Annotated in this window: 12 protein-coding genes and 2 pseudogenes; 7 read left to right on the top strand and 7 right to left on the bottom strand. The window is 73.2% G+C overall.

What is annotated here, in order from left to right:
* Positions 1-38: 38 nt before the first annotated feature.
* The 7 genes and pseudogenes from O7634_RS05570 to O7634_RS05545 all read right to left on the bottom strand — a co-directional run bounded on the left by O7634_RS05570 (position 39) and on the right by O7634_RS05545 (position 8,058).
* Positions 39-1,127 carry a uroporphyrinogen-III synthase gene (locus O7634_RS05570; RefSeq protein WP_278149091.1) on the bottom strand — a complete coding sequence of 363 codons (1,089 nt, stop codon included), beginning with the start codon at positions 1,125-1,127 and terminating at the stop codon, positions 39-41.
* Positions 1,127-1,474 (bottom strand): nitrite reductase small subunit NirD, encoded by a 348-nt coding sequence (gene nirD / locus O7634_RS05565; RefSeq protein WP_278149090.1) that lies wholly within the window; start codon positions 1,472-1,474, stop codon positions 1,127-1,129. Before nirD ends, O7634_RS05570 begins: the two co-directional genes overlap by 1 nt.
* Complete coding sequence (gene nirB / locus O7634_RS05560) at positions 1,471-3,993, bottom strand: nitrite reductase large subunit NirB (protein ID WP_278149089.1); 2,523 nt, start codon at positions 3,991-3,993, stop codon at positions 1,471-1,473. The genes nirD and nirB overlap by 4 nt, the downstream gene beginning before the upstream one ends.
* Positions 3,990-5,429, bottom strand: a complete 1,440-nt coding sequence (locus O7634_RS05555) for an FAD-dependent oxidoreductase (RefSeq protein WP_278149088.1) — start codon at positions 5,427-5,429, stop codon at positions 3,990-3,992. The genes nirB and O7634_RS05555 overlap by 4 nt, the downstream gene beginning before the upstream one ends.
* Positions 5,426-6,010: pseudogene (locus tag O7634_RS31870) on the bottom strand (molybdopterin oxidoreductase family protein); the annotation flags it as partial. The pseudogene O7634_RS31870 and the gene O7634_RS05555, both read right to left, overlap by 4 nt.
* Before the next feature lie 195 nt (positions 6,011-6,205).
* A pseudogene (locus O7634_RS05550) lies at positions 6,206-7,699 on the bottom strand (molybdopterin-dependent oxidoreductase); the annotation flags it as partial.
* Positions 7,700-7,839: 140 nt separating this feature from the next.
* Positions 7,840-8,058, bottom strand: coding sequence for a hypothetical protein (locus O7634_RS05545; protein WP_278149086.1), 219 nt, complete (start codon positions 8,056-8,058; stop codon positions 7,840-7,842).
* Between the two features lie 371 nt (positions 8,059-8,429).
* Between O7634_RS05545 and O7634_RS05540 the strand changes: the two genes are divergently transcribed.
* The 7 genes from O7634_RS05540 (at position 8,430) to rpsI (ending at position 12,791) form a co-directional block, all read left to right on the top strand.
* Positions 8,430-8,597: a DUF397 domain-containing protein gene (locus O7634_RS05540; protein ID WP_278153881.1), complete on the top strand. Its 168-nt coding sequence runs from the start codon at positions 8,430-8,432 to the stop codon at positions 8,595-8,597.
* A gap of 204 nt (positions 8,598-8,801) precedes the next feature.
* On the top strand, positions 8,802-9,500 hold the full coding sequence (locus O7634_RS05535) for a class I SAM-dependent methyltransferase (protein WP_278149085.1): 699 nt from the start codon (positions 8,802-8,804) through the stop codon (positions 9,498-9,500).
* Positions 9,501-9,589: 89 nt separating this feature from the next.
* On the top strand, positions 9,590-9,847 hold the full coding sequence (locus O7634_RS05530; RefSeq protein ID WP_278149084.1) for a DUF6364 family protein: 258 nt from the start codon (positions 9,590-9,592) through the stop codon (positions 9,845-9,847).
* Complete coding sequence (locus O7634_RS05525; RefSeq protein WP_278149083.1) at positions 9,837-10,130, top strand: hypothetical protein; 294 nt, start codon at positions 9,837-9,839, stop codon at positions 10,128-10,130. Before O7634_RS05530 ends, O7634_RS05525 begins: the two co-directional genes overlap by 11 nt.
* 188 nt (positions 10,131-10,318) lie before the next feature.
* Entirely contained in the window at positions 10,319-11,653 is a 1,335-nt protein-coding gene (locus O7634_RS05520) for a nitrate/nitrite transporter (protein ID WP_278153880.1), read from the top strand.
* Between the two features lie 209 nt (positions 11,654-11,862).
* Positions 11,863-12,306: a 50S ribosomal protein L13 gene (gene rplM, locus O7634_RS05515; RefSeq protein ID WP_088647410.1), complete on the top strand. Its 444-nt coding sequence runs from the start codon at positions 11,863-11,865 to the stop codon at positions 12,304-12,306.
* A gap of 20 nt (positions 12,307-12,326) precedes the next feature.
* Positions 12,327-12,791 carry a 30S ribosomal protein S9 gene (gene rpsI / locus O7634_RS05510; RefSeq protein ID WP_088987626.1) on the top strand — a complete coding sequence of 155 codons (465 nt, stop codon included), beginning with the start codon at positions 12,327-12,329 and terminating at the stop codon, positions 12,789-12,791.
* Positions 12,792-12,878 lie beyond the last annotated feature (87 nt).

Here is a 12,878-nt window from a genome sequence, read left to right as displayed (position 1 = left end):
CCGGCGGGTCACGGCCGGCGGCGGCCGGCCGTGACGCTTCAGTCCACCCGCAGCCGGTAGCCCCGTTTCACCACCGTCTGCACCACGCGGGGCGCGCGCAGGCCGGCCCGCAGGCGGGCGACGGCCATCTCCACGGCGTGCTCGTCGGCGCCCCGGGGCAGCGTCCGCAGCAGCGCCGTGCGCGACAGCACCCGGCCGGGCGTCTGGGCCAGCGCCCGCAGCACCGCCATCGGGGCGGGGGCGAGGGGCCGCAGCTCACCGTCGATCACGGCGGCGTGCCCGCGCAGGGTGAGCAGGTGCCCGCCGGCCTTGAACGTCACGGTCCGGCGGGGCAGCTCGTCGACGATGGTCCGCACCAGAGCGCCCAACCGGGCCCGGCCCGGGGCGCTCACCGGCACCCCACGGCGCAGCAACGGCTCGGCGGTCACCGCGCCGACGCAGCTGGCCAGCACGTCGCCGCGCAACGCGGAGAGCACCGCCTCGGTGCGGTCCCCTGCGGCCCGCAACAGCGCCTCCGCGGCCGGGGCCGAGGTGAAGGTCACCGCGTCCACCAGCCGGCCGGCGATCAGGTCGATCAGCCGGTGCAGCGGCGCCGGGTCGGTCGGCGGCGCCCAGCGGTACACCGGCACCTCGATGACTGTGGCTCCCGCCGCCTCCAGTGCGAGGGTGCAGTCGGGCTGCCGCTCGCCGTGCAACTGCATCGCGATCACCTGCCCGGCCACGCCCCGCCGGCGCAGGTGGTCGACCACCTCGTCGCAGCTCTCGGAGGCGGGCGACCACTGGTCGTGCAGCCCGGCCGCGCGGATCGCGCCGCGCGCCTTCGGGCCCCGGGCCACCACGTACGAGCTGGACAGCACCGAGCGCAGCGGCTCGGCCAGGCCCCAACCCTCGGCCGCCTCCAGCCACCCGCGCATGCCGATGCCGGTGTTGGCCATCAGGATGTCCGGCGGCTGGTCGAGGCAGGCGCGGGTCGCCTCGCGCAGTTCGGTGTCGTCGGAGAGCGGCACGATCCGGAGCGCCGGGGCGAGCACCACCCGGGCGCCCCGGCGTTCGAGCAGCGCGGCCAACTCGTCGCGCCGCCGGTCGGCGGTCACCCCGACGGTGAAGCCCGCCAGTTCTTCGCGCATCAACCCTCCTGTCGCAACCGCACCTCGACCAGCCCGGCACGACACCGCGCGTCGTGCCGGGCCACGGCGACCCCGGGCAGGTCGAGGCAGTCCCCGCTGCGCAGGTCGTAGACCTGCTTGTGCAGTGGCGAGGCGACGGTGGGCACCCCGCCACGGCTGCCGACGATGCCCCGGGACATTACGTACGCCCCGGACACCGGGTCGCGGTTGTCGATGGCGAACAGGCCGTCCGCCGTCCGGAAGAGGGCGACCTGCACGCCGTCGACCAGGGCGGCGACCCCGCGGTCGGGTTCCAGGCGGTCGAGCGGGCAGACGGTCGTCCAGTTCAGCGTGAGGGTCTGGGTCATCGCCGTACCTCCGGTAGGCCAAGGGTGACGGGTTGCCGACGGTGACCGCCCGGCGGACCGTCGGCGCGTACGGGAACAGGCTGGTCGCGCTCCCGGACGAAGCTGATCGACGGGTCGGGCACCTCGGGGGCGTTGACGAAGGAGGTGTAGCGGCGCAGCCGGTCCGGGTCGTCGAGCACGTCGCGCCACTCGTCGGAGTACGACGACACGTGCCGGGCCATCGCCGCGTCGAGGTCGGCGCAGAGGCCCAACGAGTCGTCCACGATCACCGAGCGCAGGTGGTCGAGACCGCCGTCCATCGCCTCGATCCAGCCGGCGGTGCGTTGCAACCGGTCGGCGGTGCGGATGTAGTACATGAGGAACCTGTCGATGAGCGTGATCAACTCGTCGGTGCTCAGGTCGGTGGCGAACAGGTCGGCGTGCCGGGGCCGGAAGCCGCCGTTGCCACCGACGTAGAGGTTCCAGCCGTTCTCGGTGGCGATGATGCCGAAGTCCTTGCTGCGCGCCTCGGCGCACTCGCGGGCGCAGCCGGACACCGCCGACTTGAGCTTGTGCGGAGCGCGCAGCCCGCGGTAGCGCAGCTCGAGCGCCACCGCCAGGCCGACCGAGTCCTGTACGCCGTAGCGGCACCAGGTCTCGCCCACGCAGGACTTCACGGTCCGCAACGCCTTGCCGTACGCGTGGCCGGACTCGAAGCCGGCGTCCACCAACCGCCGCCAGATCTGCGGGAGCTGCTCGACCCGCGCCCCGAACAGGTCGATGCGCTGCCCACCGGTGATCTTCGTGTAGAGCTGGAAGTCCCGCGCCACCTCACCGATCACGATCAGCTTCTCCGGGGTGATCTCGCCGCCGGGAATCCGGGGCACCACCGAGTAGCTGCCGTCGCGTTGCAGGTTGGCCAGGAAGTGGTCGTTGGTGTCCTGCAACGACGCCTGCTCGCCGTCGAGCACGTGGCCGGCGCCGAGGGAGGCGAGGATCGACGCGACGACCGGCTTGCAGATGTCGCAGCCGCGCCCCCGGCCGTGCTCCCTGACCAACCGGGAGAAGGTACGGATGCCGCGCACCTGGATGATCTCGAACAGCTCCCGCCGGCTCACGTCGAAGTGCTCACAGAGCGCCCTGGACTGCGTCACCCCGGCGGCGTCCAGGAGCTGCTTGAGCATCGGCACGCAGGAGCCGCAGCTGGTGCCGGCCCGGGTACACGACTTCAGCGCCGCCACGTCCGCGCAGCCCCCGGCGATGGCGGCGTCCACGTCGCCCCGGGTCACCGCGTTGCAGGAGCAGACCTGGGCGGTGGCGGGCAGCGCGCCGGCGTCCGCGCCGCCGCCGTCCGGGGCGAGCAGCGCCAGCGGCGCGGCCGGCAGCGGGCCACCCACGCTGGCCCGCAGCGTCGGGTACGCGCTGGCGTCACCCACCAGCACCCCACCGAGCAGGGTGCGCGCGTCGTCGGAGAGAACGAGTTTCGCGTACACCCGGGTCGCCGGGTCGGTGAACGTGACGTCCAGGCAGCCCTCGGTCGTGCCGTGGGCGTCCCCGAACGAGGCCACGTCGACGCCGAGCAGCTTGAGCTTGGTGGCGGTGTCCGCGCCCGGGAAGGTCGCCGCGCCGCCGACCAGCCGGTCGGCCACCACCTCGGCCGTCGCGTACCCCGGCGCGACAAGTCCGTGGCAGGTGCCGTCGACGGCGGCGCACTCGCCGACCGCCCAGATCCGCTCGTCGGCGGTGCGGCAGGTCGCGTCGACAAGGACCCCGCCGCGCGGCCCGAGCGGCAGCCCCGCGTCCCGGGCGAGCTGGTCCCGGGGCCGGATGCCGGCGGCCACCACCACCAGGTCGGCGTCCACAGTGGTGCCGTCGGAGAGTTCCAGGGCCGCGACGCCGCCGTCCGGCCCCGGCAGGAGCGCTGTCGTCGCCACCCCGAGATGGGTACGCACCCCCAGCTCGTCGACGTAACGGCGGAGCATCGCGCCGCCGGCCTGGTCCACCTGGACCGGCATCAACCGGGGCGCGAACTCGACCACGTCGGTGCTCAGGCCCAGCAGCCGCAGGGCGTTCGCGGCCTCCAGACCGAGCAGCCCGCCACCGATCACCGCGCCGGCCCGCCGACCCCGCGCGTACGCCCGGATCGCCGCCAGGTCGTCGAGGGTCCGGTAGACGAAGACCCCGGGGAGGTCCGCTCCGGCCACCGGAGGCACGAACGCGTACGAGCCGGTGGCCAGCACCAGCGCGTCGTACGGGTACTCGCCGAGGGCGGTCGTCACCACCCGGCGTGCCCGGTCGACGGCTGTCGCCGGCTCACCGAGACGCAGCCGTACCCCCTCGTGCGGTGTGTGCAGGTTCAGCTCGTCAGCGCTCACCCCGTCGAAGTACGCGGAGAGCCGCACCCGGTCGTACGCCGGACGGTCCTCCTCGGCCAACACCGTCACCCGCCACCGGCCCTCCGGGTCACGGGCGCGCAGCGCGTCGACGAAGCGCTGCCCGACCATGCCGTTGCCGATGACGACCAGTTCGCCGCCGCTCATCGCGTCACCTCCACCGATTCCGCCTGGCTCAGCCAGTCGACGATGCCGCTCACCGCGTCCCGGCAGCCGCCACATCCGGTGCCGGCCCGGGTGGCGGCCACCACCGCGTCGACGGTCCGGGCGCCGGAGCGCCAACTGCGGACCAGAGCGCCCTTGCTCACCGTGTTGCACTGGCAGACCGTGACCGCGTCCGGCATCAGCGCCGGTGACGCCGCCGGTGTCGGGTCGACGTTGCCGAGCGCCCGGCCCAGCAGCAGCGCCCGCCGGTCGGCCGGCACCGGGTGCCCACGGTCGAAGAGTTGGATCACCGTGCCGACGGCCGGGTTGTCGCCGAGCAGGATCGCGCCGACCAGCCGCTCGTCCCGGATCCGCAGCCGGGCGTACGTGCCACGGGCCGGGTCGGCGAAGGTCAACTCCTCGCCCGGCCCGCCGCTGTCCGCGTCGCCCATCGAGGCCAGGTCGATCCCGGCCGCCTTCAACCGGGTGACCACCGGCCGGGGCCGGTAGCGGGCCAGCGGGTCGGTCCCGGCCAGCACGTCGGCGAGCACCCGGGCCTGCGCCCAGGCGGGCGCGACCAGCCCGGTGAGCACACCGTCGTGCTCGGCGCAGTCGCCGATCGCCGAGATGGACCGGTCGTCGGTGCGGAGCCGGTCGTCCACCACCACGCCGCGCCGCACCGTCAGCCCGGCGGCTCGGGCGAGAGCGGTGTCCGGGCGTACGCCGCAGGAGAGCACCAGCAGGTCGGCCCGGAGCGATCGGCCGTCGGCCAGGTCGAGGCGGACACCAGTGGCGTCGGCGGTCACGCCGGTCGCCGGCACGGCCAGCTCGACGGTGACCCCGAGACCGGCGAGCGTGCCGGCGAGCACCGCCCCCGCCGTCCTGTCCAACTGCCGTTCCATCAGGTGCTCGCGGGGATGCACCACCGTGGTCGCCAGGCCCCGGGCGGCCAGCCCGCGCGCCGCCTCCAGGCCGAGCAGCCCACCGCCGAGCACCAACGCGCTGCGGGCGCCGTCGGCCACGGCGAGGATCCGCCGGCAGTCGTCGAGCGTACGGAAGGGAACCACCCGCTCCGGCAGGTCCGCCGGGTCCAGGCCGGGCAGCGACGGCACCACCGGGCGGGCGCCGGTGGCCAGCACCAGGTGGTCGTAGGGGAGGCGTTCGCCGTCGACAGTGCGCACCTCCCGGGCGGACCTGTCGATCGCCGTCACCGCCACCCCGCCGCGCAGGTCGATGCCGTGCCCGGCGGCCTCGGTCAGCTCCACGTCCGGTTCGCCGATCCGTCCGGCCAGCAGGGTGGAGAGCAGGATCCGGTTGTACGCGCGGTGCGGCTCCGCCCCGAGCACTGTGACCTTGTGGTCCCCCTCCCGGGCGTGCAGCTCGGCGGCGAGGCGGGCACCCGCCATCCCGTGACCGACGATCACCACCCGGGCGGTCATGCCTTCTCCACCCGGACCGCGCAGACCTTGAACTCCGGCATCCCGGAGATCGGGTCCACAGCGTCGTTCGTCACCGAGTTGGCCCGTCCCGCCCCGGCGTAGTGGAACGGGGCGAACACGGTGTCCGGCCGGATCCCGGCGCTGAGCCGGGCCGGGGCACGTAGCTCGCCCCGGCGCGAGGTGACCCGTACCGGGTCGCCGTCGTCGATGCCGAGCCGGGCGGCGAGGTCGGGGTGCAGCTCGACGAACGACTCCGGGGCGGCCCGTCGCAGCGCCGGCACCCGGCGGGTCTGGCTGCCGGACTGGTACTGCGCCAACACCCGCCCGGTGGTGAAGTGCAGCGGGTAGGTGGCGCAGACCTCCTCGGCGGCCGGCCGGTGGTCGACGGCGTGGAACCGGGCCCGGCCGTCAGGGGTGGCGAACCGGTCGGCGAAGAGTCGCGGCGTGTCCGGCCCGGCCTCGCTCGGGCAGGGCCAGTAGACGCCGTCGTCCGCGTCGATCCGGTCCCAGCTGATGCCGGCGTAGTCGGCGGCCCCACCGGCGGAGGCGCGGCGCAGCTCCGCGAAGACGGTGACCGGGTCGGCCGGGAACCGGGCGGCCGCGACGGCTTCCGGTCGGGCCCCGGGTTCCTCGGCGCGGGCCGGTGCCGGGCCGGGCGCCGCGGTGGGTTCCGGCCGCGCGCCGGGCGCCTGGGCGCTGGTCGGCGCGGCGCTGGCCTGGTCGGTGGCGGGTGCGCGTCCCGGTGCCGGGCCGGGCGCTTCGGCGGCCGCCAGACGGGCGGCGAGGTCGGCGATGATGGCCAGGTCGGTCCGGACGCCCGGCGGCGGCGGGCGGAGCGCTCGCCGGCGCAGCACCCGGCCCTCCAGGTTGGTCATCGTGCCGTCCTCCTCGGCCCACTGCGCGGTCGGCAGCACCACGTCCGCCAGCGCGGCCGTCTCGGAGAGCAGGAGATCGGCCACGACCAGCAGGTCGAGGTCGCGCAGCCGACCCTCGATCCGGGTGGCGCGGGGTGCCGAGACCACCGGGTTGGAGCCGAACACCAGCAGCGCGCGCGGACCCTCGGGGGTGCCGAGCGCGTCGAGCAACTGGTAGGCGGGCACCCCCGGCCCCGGCAGCTCGTCGGGCGGCACGCCCCAGACCCCGGCCACGTGCTCCCGGGCCGCGGGGTCGTCGAGCTTCCGGTAGCCGGGGAGCTGGTCGGCCTTCTGCCCGTGCTCCCGGCCACCCTGGCCGTTGCCCTGGCCGGTGAGGCAGCCGTAGCCGGAGCCCTCCCGGCCGGGCAGCCCGAGGGCGAGAGCCAGATTGACGTACGCGGTGACGGTGTCCACGCCCTTGGCGTGCTGCTCGGCCCCGCGGGCGGTCAGGATGATCACCCGACCGCCGGTGCCGAGCGCGCGGGCGGTCGCCTCCAGGTCGGCCACCGGCACCCCGGAGAGCTGTTCGGCGCGCGCCGGCCACCAGGCGGCGACGCTCCGGCGGACCGCGTCGAAGCCGGTGGTGCGCTCGGCCACGTACGCCCGGTCGACCCAACCCTCGGTCAGGGCGATGTGCAGCAGCGCGTTGGCGACCGCGAGGTCGGTGCCGGGCAGCGGTTGCAGGTGCAGGTCGGCCTGCCGGGCGGTGGCGGTGACGCGGGGGTCGACGACGATCAACCGGCCGCCGGCACGGCGCTGCTCGGTGAGCCAGCGCACCAGCGGCGGCATGGTCTCCGCCGGGTTGGCCCCGACCAGCAGCAGGGTGTCGGCCCGGCCCAGATCGGAGAGGGGGAACGGCAGCCCCCGGTCGATGCCGAAGGCGCGCATCCCGGCGGCCGCCGCCGACGACATGCAGAACCGTCCGTTGTAGTCGATGTGCCGGGTCCGCAGGCCGATCCGGGCGAACTTGCCCAACGCGTACGCCTTCTCGTTGGTCAACCCGCCGCCGCCGAAGACGGCCACCGCGTCCCGGCCGGCGTCGCGCTGGACGGCCCGGATGCCGGCGACCACCCGGTCGAGGGCGGCGTCCCAGCTCGCCGGGCGCAGCTCGTCGGTCGCCCTGTCGCGTACCAGCGGAGTGGTCAGCCGCTCCGGGTGGTCCAGCAGTTCGGCGGCGGTCCAGCCCTTCTGGCACAGCCCGCCCCGGTTGGTGGGGAACTGGCGCGGGTGGACGGTCACCGCGCCGCCGTCGTCGCGCAGGGTCATGCCGCACTGCAGGGCGCAGTACGGGCAGTGCGTCGCCACCTCCCGGGGTGTGCTCCCCGGCGGAGTTGCCGACCGTGCACCGTCTGTCATGTCGGGAAAGCGTGCCGGCGGGCGGTTTCCGGTCCGGGTCCCTTCTGTTTCGGTCCTGTCAAGTGGGGCTCACACCGCACGGCGGATCGGCGCTGAACGGGTGGTCGACACCCTCGCCCCGGTGCCGTACCGACGCACGATCAGCCCAGGTCGGCGCGGCGTGGTCCACGGGTCAGGGACAGCCAGCCCAGGAACCGGGCGTGCAGTGCGCGCAGGTCAGGGCGGACGCCCAGGGAGTACAGGTCGTCGACCGCGTCCCGCATGTTCGCCGCCAGATAGAACGCCAGGGCGATCGCGTGGCCGTGGGAACTCGGTAGCGAGGTGCAGTTGAGCCGGCGCGCACGGCCAGGAACCGGCACAGTTACGGCAGAGCCACGCCGGGCGCATCGGAAGGTGTGGGCGGGGGGCGGCTGGTCATCCGACCCGCACCGGTCCTCGCCTGACGGAAGCCCGGTTGGTGAAGACGGAGTTCGCGTTGGCCGGGGTGCGGTCGTCCGATCGGCTGGCCGTTCCGGCACGGTGCTCGGTGCTCCTCCTGGTCGTCACTGGGGGCCGCCCTGGTCGCTCGCCAGCCGAGATCTTGGACAGTTTCCGTTAGCCGCTAACGGAAACTGTCCAAGATCTCCTTCGGGTGGGGGTGATCCCGGGTGCGCAGGCGTCCGGACCAGTTCTCCGCCGGGAGCGTCCACCCCTGCTGGTCGCCGTCGTGCACGAGTTGGTTCTGTACAGCATGAAGAGCGGAAACAACGGCGGCTCCTGTGTCGAGGTCGCTGACAATCTTCCCGGCGTTGTCCTCGTCCGCGACAGCAAGCACCGCGACGGCGGCGCGCTGACCTTCGGACCGGCGGCCTGGGCTAATTTCGTCGACCTGGCGAAGGCGATCGGCCCCGTCGGCTAGACAGCGCAGCACCCAAGGCCCTCGACGCCCCCTAGGGAGTCGAGGGCCTTTTGCGTGGCCCGGTCCGTGACCGACTCGACTTCCTTGAAATCGGGCCATCGCTCACGCCCGGATACCCCGACTTCAAGGAACACGAGTGGATCAAGGGTCGGCAGAGCCGCAGCACTTATAATGTGGGAAAGTCGTCTCAAATTGTGGGAGATCATGGTGAGCGTGGTGGACGTCTTCGACGCGGTGGCCGGCACGTACGACCAGGCCCGTCGACGGTTGGTGCCGTGCTTCGACGCGTTCTACGGCACCGCCGTGGAGGTGGCCGCGCCGCCGTTGCGCGCCGCGCTCGCCGCCGGTCGTACCCCCGAGGTGTTGGACCTGGGCGCGGGCACCGGGCTGCTCTCGCTCCTGCTCGCCACGGCGGTGCCCGGAGTGCGGTTGACCGTGGTGGACGCCGCGCCGGCGATGCTCGCCCGCGCCGCCGGCCAGTTGCGCGCCCGCTCGGTGCCGCACCGGGCGGTCCGGGCCGACCTGGCCGACCCGCTTCCACCCGGCCGGTACGACGCGGTGGTCAGCGCCCTGGCGATCCACCACCTGGACGACGACGGCAAGCGGGCGCTCTACCGGCGGGCCGCCAAGGCGCTGGCACCGGGTGGCGTGTTCGTGAACGCGGAGCAGGTGGCCGGTCCGACGCCGACGCTGGACCGGCGCTACGACGAGGTGTGGACGGCGCGGATCGCCGAGCTGGGCTCGTCTCCCGAGGAGGTCGCCGCCGCCCGGGAGCGGATGCGGCACGACCGTCCGGCGACCGTCGCCGACCAGTGTCGGTGGCTCGCCGAAGCGGGGCTGACGGACGTCGACTGCTACTTCAAGGAGTGGCGCTTCGCGGTGTTCGGCGGCCGGGCCGGGTAGGCCCGGCGGAATGTGCGTTTCGACGTCGGGAGCGGACGCGATGAACGTGAGGATGACTGTCGGTCACACCGGTGGGTAGTCTGCTCGGCATGACTGCCAAGGTGACTCTGTCGTTCACCGACGAGACGATCGAGGAGGCGCGGAAGTTCGCCAAGCGTGAGGGGCTGTCGCTCTCCGCGTGGATGGACCAGGCAGCCCGGGAGAAGGCGCTGCGGGAGGTCTTCAGCGCGCACGCCGCCGCCGTGGGCCGCGCGAGCCTGGACCTGGAGTCCGCCGCCCTCGCCGACGCCCACGAGGTGGGCATGGTCAACGACCTGTTCTCCAACGGACGGCCGCGTGCTGCGTAGGGGTGAGGTCTGGCGCATCGAGGGCGCCCGGGAACGCCTCGGCCTCGTGATCAGCTCGGACGTCTACAACTCCACCGACGTGCCCATCGTGATCGTGGTCGAGGTGGTCGAGGAGTCGCTGCTGCGCGATTCCCCGCTCGCCGTCCCGATGGGCCGGTACGTGGTGATGCCCGACCGGATCTCCTCGCCCATGAAGAAGTGGTTCACCAGTTGCGTGGACGTCGCCGACACCGAGACGATGCTCCGGGTCGGCCGTGCGTTGCGCATCCTCCAGCAGCTCTGACCGCGCACCGGGCGACCCGCTCACCATCGCCCCCGGCCCGTGGTGCGCTAGGCGTTTCCGGTCCGACCCATTCCAGGCATGGTGAGGTAACCGGGCGTTCCTAGCGTTCCTGCTCGTCGCATCGACGAGGAGGAGCCGCCGTGAGCACGCTCACCAGCACCGCAGTCACCGCCGAACCGCCCGCCGTCATCGGCCGCCGGCAGCCGCTGCACGACTGGCGTCCGGAGGACCCCGAGTTCTGGCGGACCACCGGCGCGCCGATCGCCAGACGCAACCTCTGGGTCTCGATCTTCGCCGAGCACGTCGGCTTCTCGGTGTGGAGCCTCTGGTCGGTCACCGTGCTCTTCCTCGGCCCCGCGTACGGCATCGACCCGGCCGGGAAGTTCCTGCTCACCGCCGTACCGGCCGCGTTGGGCGCGGTGTTGCGGCTGCCGTACACGCTCGCGGTGGCCCGCTTCGGTGGACGACGCTGGACGATCATCAGCGCCCTCCTGCTGCTGGTGCCCGCGGTGCCGATGACGGTGCTGCTGGAGCCCGGGGTCTCCTACTCCACCCTGATGGTGCTGGCCTGCCTGACCGGCGTGGGCGGCGGCAACTTCGCCTCCTCGATGGCCAACATCAACCTGTTCTACCCGCAACGACTCAAGGGTCGGGCGCTCGGGCTCAACGCCGGCGGCGGCAACCTGGGCGTACCCGCCGTGCAGCTGGTCGGCCTGGCGGTCCTCGCGACAGCGGGCGCCGCGTACCCCCGGCTGGTGCCGGCGGTCTACCTGCCGCTGATCGTGCTGGCCGCGCTGGCGGCGGCCCGCTGGCTGGACACCGTGCCCGGGGCGCGCAACGAACCGGGCGCGCTGCGCGAGGCGGCCCGCGACCCGCACACCTGGGTGATGTCCCTGCTCTACATCGGCACCTTCGGCTCGTTCATCGGTTTCGGCTTCGCCTTCGGTCAGGTGCTCCAGCTCCAGTTCGCCGAGCGCTTCCCGACCCCTGTCGACGCCGCCTGGCTGACCTTCCTCGGCCCGTTGATCGGCTCGCTGATCCGGCCGCTGGGCGGGCACCTCGCCGACCGGCTGGGCGGGGCCCGGGTGACGTTCTGGAACTTCGTGGCGATGGCGGTGGGCGCGGGCACCGTGCTCTACGCCGCCCGCGAGCGCTCGTTCGGGCTCTACCTGACCGGCTTCCTGGCCCTCTTCGTCTTCTCCGGCATCGGCAACGGCTCCACCTACAAGATGATCCCGGCGATCTTCCGGGCGCGGGCGGCGGACGCGGTGGCCGCGGGGCGCCACGATCCGGAGGCCGCCGCGCGGTGGGCCCGGCGGATGACCGGCGCGTTGATCGGCATCGCGGGCGCGATCGGCGCCTTCGGCGGGGTGCTGGTCAACATCGCGTTCCGCCAGTCGTTCCTCAGCTCGGGCAACGCCGACGCCGCCTACCTGGCCTTCATCGGTTGGTACGCGTTGTGCTTCGCGGTGACCTGGGTCGTCTACCGCCGGCCGAGGGCCGGCCGGCTCGCCAACGTGTGACCCGCGCCACGCTCCGTGCCTGGCCGCGCCGGACCCTACCCCCGTTTTGACCTGCGGACACCCCGCCCGGTATTGTTGCCTGCTGTTGTACGACATCCAGAAGCGTGCCCCATCAGGTACGCTTGGTCGTTCGTGCGCGCTGGTCCGGCCTGCAAGCTCTGGTCACCTCGGCGCGCGACCCCAGACCGACGACGAGACAAGGTAGACCTGTGCGTACGTACAGCCCGAAGCCGGGTGAGATCGAGCGTCAGTGGCACGTCATCGACGCCTCTGATGTCGTGCTGGGCCGCCTGGCCACCCACGCCGCCACGTTGCTGCGTGGTAAGCACAAGCCGACTTTCGCGCCGCACGTCGACACGGGCGACTTCGTCGTCATCGTGAACGCGGGCAAGGTCGCGCTGACCGGCAACAAGCGCCAGACCAAGGTCGCTTACCGCCACTCCGGTTACCCGGGTGGTCTGAAGCAGGTCGGCTACGAGGAGCTGCTGACCAAGCGGCCCGAGCGGGCCATCGAGCTGGCCGTGAAGGGGATGCTCCCGCACAACAAGCTCGGCCGTCAGCTGATCAAGAAGCTGAAGGTCTACGCCGGTGCCGAGCACCCGCACCTCGCGCAGCAGCCGGTGCCGTTCGAGATCAAGCAGATCGCGCAGTGAGCGCGGGCGAAGGAAGCAGCATGACCGACATCACCGAGACCGAGGTCGCCCCCGAGGTCACCGAGGCACCGGCGCCCGTCGCCCGCGCGCCGCGTGGTGACCGCCCGATCCAGACCGTGGGTCGGCGCAAGGAGGCCATCGTCCGGGTCCGCATCGTCCCGGGCACCGGCAAGATCACCTGCAACGGTCGTGACCTCGAGGCCTACTTCCCGAGCAAGGTGCACCAGCAGCTCATCAAGGACCCGCTGGTCACCGCCGAGAAGCCCGAGGCGTTCGACGTCATCGCCAACCTGCGGGGCGGCGGCACCACCGGCCAGGCCGGTGCGCTGCGGCTCGCCATCGCCCGCGCGCTGATCGTCAGCGAGCCGGACGACCGCCCGGCCCTCAAGAAGGCCGGCTTCCTCACCCGGGACGCCCGGGTCAAGGAGAGCAAGAAGTACGGCCTCAAGAAGGCCCGTAAGGCTCCCCAGTACTCGAAGCGCTGATCTTTCCCAGCGCGTTGTACTTCTGACGGACGGCCGGTCCGCCTCCCCTCACCCGGGGGAGGTGGGTCGGCCGTTTCGCTTTCTCCT

It is taken from the genome of Micromonospora sp. WMMD1120 (genome assembly GCF_029626235.1).
Lineage (GTDB): Bacteria > Actinomycetota > Actinomycetes > Mycobacteriales > Micromonosporaceae > Micromonospora.
Note: the sequence above shows the minus strand (reverse complement) of the source record. Positions and strands in the feature narration are given on the sequence as shown.

What these genes read in the sequence shown, in the direction of transcription:
- O7634_RS05570 (WP_278149091.1), bottom strand. Translation starts at nt 1,127, where the DNA reads ATGCGCGAAGAACTGGCGGGCTTCACCGTCGGGGTGACCGCCGACCGG.
- nirD (WP_278149090.1), bottom strand. Translation starts at nt 1,474, where the DNA reads ATGACCCAGACCCTCACGCTGAACTGGACGACCGTCTGCCCGCTCGAC.
- nirB (WP_278149089.1), bottom strand. Translation starts at nt 3,993, where the DNA reads ATGAGCGGCGGCGAACTGGTCGTCATCGGCAACGGCATGGTCGGGCAG.
- O7634_RS05555 (WP_278149088.1), bottom strand. Translation starts at nt 5,429, where the DNA reads ATGACCGCCCGGGTGGTGATCGTCGGTCACGGGATGGCGGGTGCCCGC.
- O7634_RS05540 (WP_278153881.1), top strand. Translation starts at nt 8,430, where the DNA reads ATGAAGAGCGGAAACAACGGCGGCTCCTGTGTCGAGGTCGCTGACAAT.
- O7634_RS05535 (WP_278149085.1), top strand. Translation starts at nt 8,802, where the DNA reads ATGGTGAGCGTGGTGGACGTCTTCGACGCGGTGGCCGGCACGTACGAC.
- O7634_RS05530 (WP_278149084.1), top strand. Translation starts at nt 9,590, where the DNA reads ATGACTGCCAAGGTGACTCTGTCGTTCACCGACGAGACGATCGAGGAG.
- rpsI (WP_088987626.1), top strand. Translation starts at nt 12,327, where the DNA reads ATGACCGACATCACCGAGACCGAGGTCGCCCCCGAGGTCACCGAGGCA.